The 5,639-nt window shown below is 58.0% G+C and carries 4 protein-coding genes; all 4 read right to left on the bottom strand.

Annotated features, from left to right (window positions below):
• Positions 1-276: 276 nt before the first annotated feature.
• Entirely contained in the window at positions 277-702 is a 426-nt protein-coding gene (locus tag AC2VLV_RS07210) for a hypothetical protein (protein WP_486989330.1), read from the bottom strand.
• Positions 703-961: 259 nt separating this feature from the next.
• Entirely contained in the window at positions 962-5,095 is a 4,134-nt protein-coding gene (locus AC2VLV_RS07205) for a glycosyltransferase (RefSeq protein ID WP_486989329.1), read from the bottom strand.
• Entirely contained in the window at positions 5,092-5,322 is a 231-nt protein-coding gene (locus tag AC2VLV_RS07200; RefSeq protein WP_486989328.1) for a hypothetical protein, read from the bottom strand. Before AC2VLV_RS07200 ends, AC2VLV_RS07205 begins: the two co-directional genes overlap by 4 nt.
• On the bottom strand, positions 5,315-5,639 hold a 325-nt coding region (locus AC2VLV_RS07195; RefSeq protein ID WP_486989327.1), incomplete at its 5' end, for a PLP-dependent transferase. The genes AC2VLV_RS07200 and AC2VLV_RS07195, both read right to left, overlap by 8 nt.

Genomic DNA, 5,639 nt, shown 5'->3' with positions numbered 1-5,639 from the left:
GCTCGACGTCATGAAGAAAATCGGCATCGGCGCTGAGTGAGCCGCAATCACTGCACTCGAAATAATCGACTCCGTCGCGCCGTACGAAGAATCTTGACGGCTTTGCGCATATCGGACATTTCATCCACCTACCCCCGACCTAATCCGTCAGAATCACCATACGCTTTTAACCACCACAGGCAGGTGATTGGATGCAGCCGGTCGGCATAATGGCGCCCTTTATAGAAGGAGCGCCATCGTCACCCGTAGACGTCGCCGGTCAATCGACAATTAAAGTCAAGTTTTGCATGCCGGTCCCTGCACCGTCACCGTTCCCAGCACCTTGCCGCTGGCGGCATCCTTGGCAGTGAAGGTCGTGCCAGGACGCGTCCAGGGCCCTGTCGATGAGCTGCCCACGGCGCCGCCGGCAGCAAAGAGTTTCTCATCGGCAGCCGAGCCCACATAGATCTGCACGCTGTTGACGCCGGCCAGGCTGCTGACATTCCAGCTCACCTTGGCGACGGCAGCCGGATCGCAGGCCGCCATGCTGCCGGGTACGACGCTGATCACGCTGGCTTGCTGCGGCATCACCGTAGCATGTTCTGCACTAGAAGTGGTGTTGGAAGCTGACGGAACGCCCACACTTGGTGATTGCTGGTGACAAGCAGTCAGCAACATCACCGCGGGGATCAGTGCGATCAATTTATTATTCAGGCGATTCATAAGCTGTACTCTAGTTTGGCAAGTTGAACTCACAATTGAGTTTGGGTGGCGGTAGCTGGCACACAGATCGCTCTATGGAAGGTCTGAACAAGTTCAGATCTTCCACAAGCCATGGATGGCTTGCCGCGCAGCAAGCACACCCGTACTTGTTGCAGCGTAGCCGAGTACGGACCTGTGCCGGACTCGGCGCCCTCTGGCAAGTCCAAGGTGGACTTGTTCAGAGGTTTCCTATATGCACTCAGCGTGAAAGCCATATCAATCAAATGGCGCGAACGGGAGAGTGCAGTTTTATTGCGCATTCCAATTCACTCCACTGGACATCCGGCGTATAGTGCTTTCGCACATAATCCTGGCCAAGAGTTGAGCGCATAGTCCAAAGCAAGTCGTCATCGAGCAGGCTCAGCACACAGCGCGCATAAGCCCCAGGATCTTCGCATACTGTAAGCGCATCACACTCGGGCAAGCCTTGCGCGCCTATTGGAGTGGTCACGCACGGCAAGCCAAAGGCCATCGCCTCAACCACCTTGCCCTTGACACCTGCCCCGAATCTCAGCGGGGCAATTGCGACGCGCATTTTTGTATAGCAGTTTACAAGCTCCTCATCGGACACGAAGCCAGTCACTTTAACGTGATCGTCGCCAAGTGCAAGCACCGCATCCGATGGGTTGGAACCTACAATATTAAGACAGATTTCCGGTTTTTGACGAACGATCATTGGCAGCACGTTTTCAACAAACCAAATGGCAGCATCGACATTGGGTGTATGAGCAAAGCCCGCGACAAACAATATGTCATGTCGTGCTGTGATGTTGGCAGCCGGATTTGCAAGCAGCGATTCAAACGCGTACAGTGCAACTGTATGCGCCGTTACCGTTGGAGCATTTTCCGATAACCATTTCGCGACATAAGCAGTTTCAGTATCTGACGGATAGAATACTGCGTCTGATTTGCGCCAAATATCTCTTTCAAGTTCATCAAAAAAATCTCGCTCTTTGCGCAAATCCGCTGTAGGCGTGATTCGCATTTGCTCTTCTATACGTAAGTGATGAATATCAACTCCGTTATAAAGTATCGGCGCACCGCAATAGCGTCGAATAGGCTCTATAAACTGCACGGTAATATGTGGCCGACTCAGAACCACAACGTCGAGTGCCGCACCGTGCTCGCGAATCCAATCCTCAAATTTTCCGACGTGTTCGCTTCCGCATACCACCTCGACCCCAATTTGCTGCAACAACGGTGCGTAGACAGGATCACAATAATGGTTATCCGGCCAAAACTTCACGCGATATCCATGCTCGATAAAACGCTTGATTATATCCAGCATCATTCGCGACCCTGCGTCCCGGTCAGGCTGTGGAATATAGTGATCCACGACTAGGGCCAAGTGCGCGCGCTTGTCGCGCCCGCGCGCGCGGAACACATTCTCCGAGTTGGGAAAATGATCTGCCTCCAGCGCCGATTGCCAGCGCTGGCGAAAGGTGTGCTGATTGCGCGTCTGATAGGCCTTGACTCCACTGCCGGTGTCAGTGCCATGCGAGACGCCCTCGTAGTGCACCACGACTGAAGCGGGCTGGTAGTACACCTTGAGCCCAGCCTCGCGCACCTTGAATGCAAGGTCCGTATCTTCGTAGTAGGCCGGCGCGTAGATTTCATCAAAGCGACCCAGTTGCTCGAACAAGGCCTTGCGGATCAGCAGCGAAGCGCCCGAGCAGTAGTCGGTTTCGCGCAGATAGTTGTAGATACTGCGCTCGGGATCATCGAGGCGACCGTAGTTCCAGGCGCTGCCGTCGTTCCAGACGATGCCTCCGGCTTCCTGCAGGCGGCCATCGGGATACACCAGTTTCGATCCCGCCAGGCCGCAATCGGGATAGCGCTGGAACACGTCCAGCAGCGCATCCAGCCAGCCTTCGGTAACTTCGGTATCGTTGTTGAGGAAGTACGCGTATTCGCCGCGCGCGAGTCCCGCCGCGCGATTGCACGAACGCACGAAGCCCAGGTTCTCGGGGTTCTTTTCGTAGCGCAGGCCGCTGACCTTGGCCAGTTGGTCGATGTCCGCTTCGCCCGATGCATCCTCGGCGACGATCACCTCGAACGGTACGCGCGGCGGATGCGCCATGATCGAGTGCAGGCAGCGCGCGGTGACATCCAGCTTGCCGTAGCTCGGGATGATGATGCTGACTTGCGGTTGGTGATAGGCGGGAAACACAAGACCCGCGATGGGCGTCGCACATGATGTCGGTTGCTCCGCTGCTGGCAACCGTGCCGCCACATCGGGCGATGGGGCCGCAAGTGCAACATCGACCACATGAGGCAATGCCGGAGCTGGCTTAGCGCCACGCGCGGACTGCTTGCGCGCGCGCCGCGCCTGCAACTCTTGGCGGATGCCGGCGCGGTCACCACGCATCCAGCGCACCACCATACGCACAGGCAACGTAAAAGCCCACGAGCGCGAATGAAGCATTTCTTCCAATGAGCGCCGTGACTCGGCCAACTCGCCTGCAAGACGCTCGGCATAGGCTTTCTGCCGCGACTGCTCATCGCGCAGGCCCGCCAGCAGCGTGTCGCGGTCATCCCGTTCGCGGGCTAGATGATCGATACGCTGACCGAGCGCCTCACGCTCGCTCGCCAGCACTTCGTACCTGGCCCGCAAGGCACCCAACTCTTCGCGCGCCGACGCGTGCGCATAGGCCAACTGCTCGCCGTTCAAGGCAGCGGTTTCGACCTTGGCAGTTACTCCTTCAACATGCAGACTCAGAGCAACAAGCTGCCGCTCTATGTCGCGCCCCCAACGCTCCATCTCGTCCTTCTCCGTTATCAGCCTGCGACGCTCCGCGTCCGTCACAGTCAACTGTGACTGGAGATCTGATCGCTCGTTGCTCAAGTTCAAGACTCGTCGATCAAGCTCGATTTTACTCAAGTGCAATGCATTGACTTGGCTATTTTTCAAATCGTATTCATATTGTAAGTGACGAATCTGTTGCGCCAAGTCCGAATTTCTGCTGCGCTCGCCGCCAATTTGCTGCTCAAGGACAAGCGCCAAACCCTTGATGCGTTCGCTCTCATCTTGCGCGGCGCTGAGGTGATTACGCGTCAGGCCAAGCTCGGCTTCCAAGTCGTGAGTTCGACGCTGTAACTCGTCACGCTCGGCCTGCAACCGCTGCATCTGCTCCCGAACCTCGGCCAGATCATGTTCGAGCCGCTTGGCCTGCGCAGCAGCTCGTTCATGCGCGTCATGCGTGGCGGCAAGCTGATTGCGCGCGTTACTGAGTTCGGCTTCTAAATGCTGCGCATGCCGCACAGTCTCGACATGCTCGGCTTGCAAACTTTGAACTTGCTTGTGTGCTGTTTGCAGATCGGCCTCAAGGCCTTGGCCCCATGCCACGGTGTTCTCATGCTCGCCCTGCAGCGCCATGACGCGCGCCTGCCGCTCGGCCAAGTCACGCTCTAGTTGGTGGGCCCAAGCCGCGACGCTTTCGTGCTCGCTGACAAGTTCGCCGTGACGCTGCCGCAAGCCACACAGGTCAAGATCAAGCGCTTGTGCATGGGCCAGCGCTGCCTCGTGGGCTTGAACGGTGGCCTGATGATGCTGCTGCAGTTCGCGGTGCTCCTTGTCCAGGCCCTGCGCCCAGCGCGCGACCTCGCGATGCTGCAGGTAGAGATCCTCGACCTCGGACATGAGCAGTGAAGCGTGCAGCCGACCTCGAATCTGCGCTTCTTTGGCTGAGGCGACAGCGATAAAGTAAACAGGGTCGGCCAGCTTGGCCGAGCGCTGTGTGACTTCACGCCCGTCATCGGTGAATGGCACGAGCTTGGCGTCGTTGGCCGCGGTTTGCAGAGGAAAAATGGCGCTGCCCACCGCAAGGCGCTGACCGAAGTAACGCAACGCCGCAAACTGCGAGCGCAGCACGGCGTCGAATTCGGCAAAGTCCAGTTCCTTGACATGAAACTCGTTGTGATAATTCCCGTGCTCGGAATAGATCGGACGGTTGGGCGAGGAAATGACGAGGATTCCGTCCTGGCGCAGCACGCGCCGGACCTCGGACAGCATTTCCAGATGACGATCGTGGTGCTCAATCGTCTCGAAGGAAACAACGACGTCCACGCTCGCATCTGCAAGCGGGATTTCGGCGGCATCACCCAGTTTGAATTGCAGTCTTGGGGTGGCTATGTACGCTGATCGCGCATGCTCCACGACTTCGGCTGCGACATCGACGCCAATCACGGATCGCGCGGACCCAGCCAGCAAGGCACTGCCATAACCCTCGCCGCAAGCGATATCCAGAACGTCTTTGTCCGTGCACAAGGCCGCGCACCAGGCATAGCGATGCAGGTGCTCGTGCCTGATCGCGCCCGACTCGGTCGGCAGGTAGCGCTCGCCGGTGAATTTCATGACATTGACTCCAGCACTTCGCGGCTTGCTGACTGCATCGGCATGCCGACCAATCCGTGGCGTATGGAGCTCTGGATTGCCTTGAAAACAAGGACGTCGTGCATCCAGTGCTGCTGCGTATGATCCCGCTGAGTAACCGTTGCAATGGCAACATCCACCGAGCAATCACCAGGAGGGAATATAAGGTCCAAACCAGTCAAAAGATCGCCTTGGGCAAACTCAGTCAAGCGCGCTGCTCAATTCTTCACGCAAATCATCCAGCGCCTCCACCCCCACCGACAGCCTTACCAGCCCGTCGCTGATGCCCAGCCGCTTGCGCTGCGCGGGCGGGATGGAGGCGTGGGTCATGATGGCGGGGTGCTCGATCAGGCTTTCCACGCCGCCCAGCGATTCGGCCAGGGCGAACAGGTGGCAGCGCTCCAGCATGCTGCGCGCTTTCTTCAGCCCACCCTTGACCTCGATGCTGATGATGCCGCCGTAGCCCTGCATCTGGCGTTTGGCCAGCGCGTGCTGCGGATGGCTCTTGAGTCCGGGATAGATCACG

The sequence above is a fragment of the Thiomonas sp. TH-17 genome, from assembly GCF_057473305.1.
This window is presented reverse-complemented; position numbering and strand designations above follow the sequence as displayed.

Bases quoted from the DNA above. Each gene is read 5' to 3' on its own strand.
- AC2VLV_RS07210 (WP_486989330.1), bottom strand. From the start codon at position 702: ATGAATCGCCTGAATAATAAATTGATCGCACTGATCCCCGCGGTGATG.
- AC2VLV_RS07205 (WP_486989329.1), bottom strand. From the start codon at position 5,095: ATGAAATTCACCGGCGAGCGCTACCTGCCGACCGAGTCGGGCGCGATC.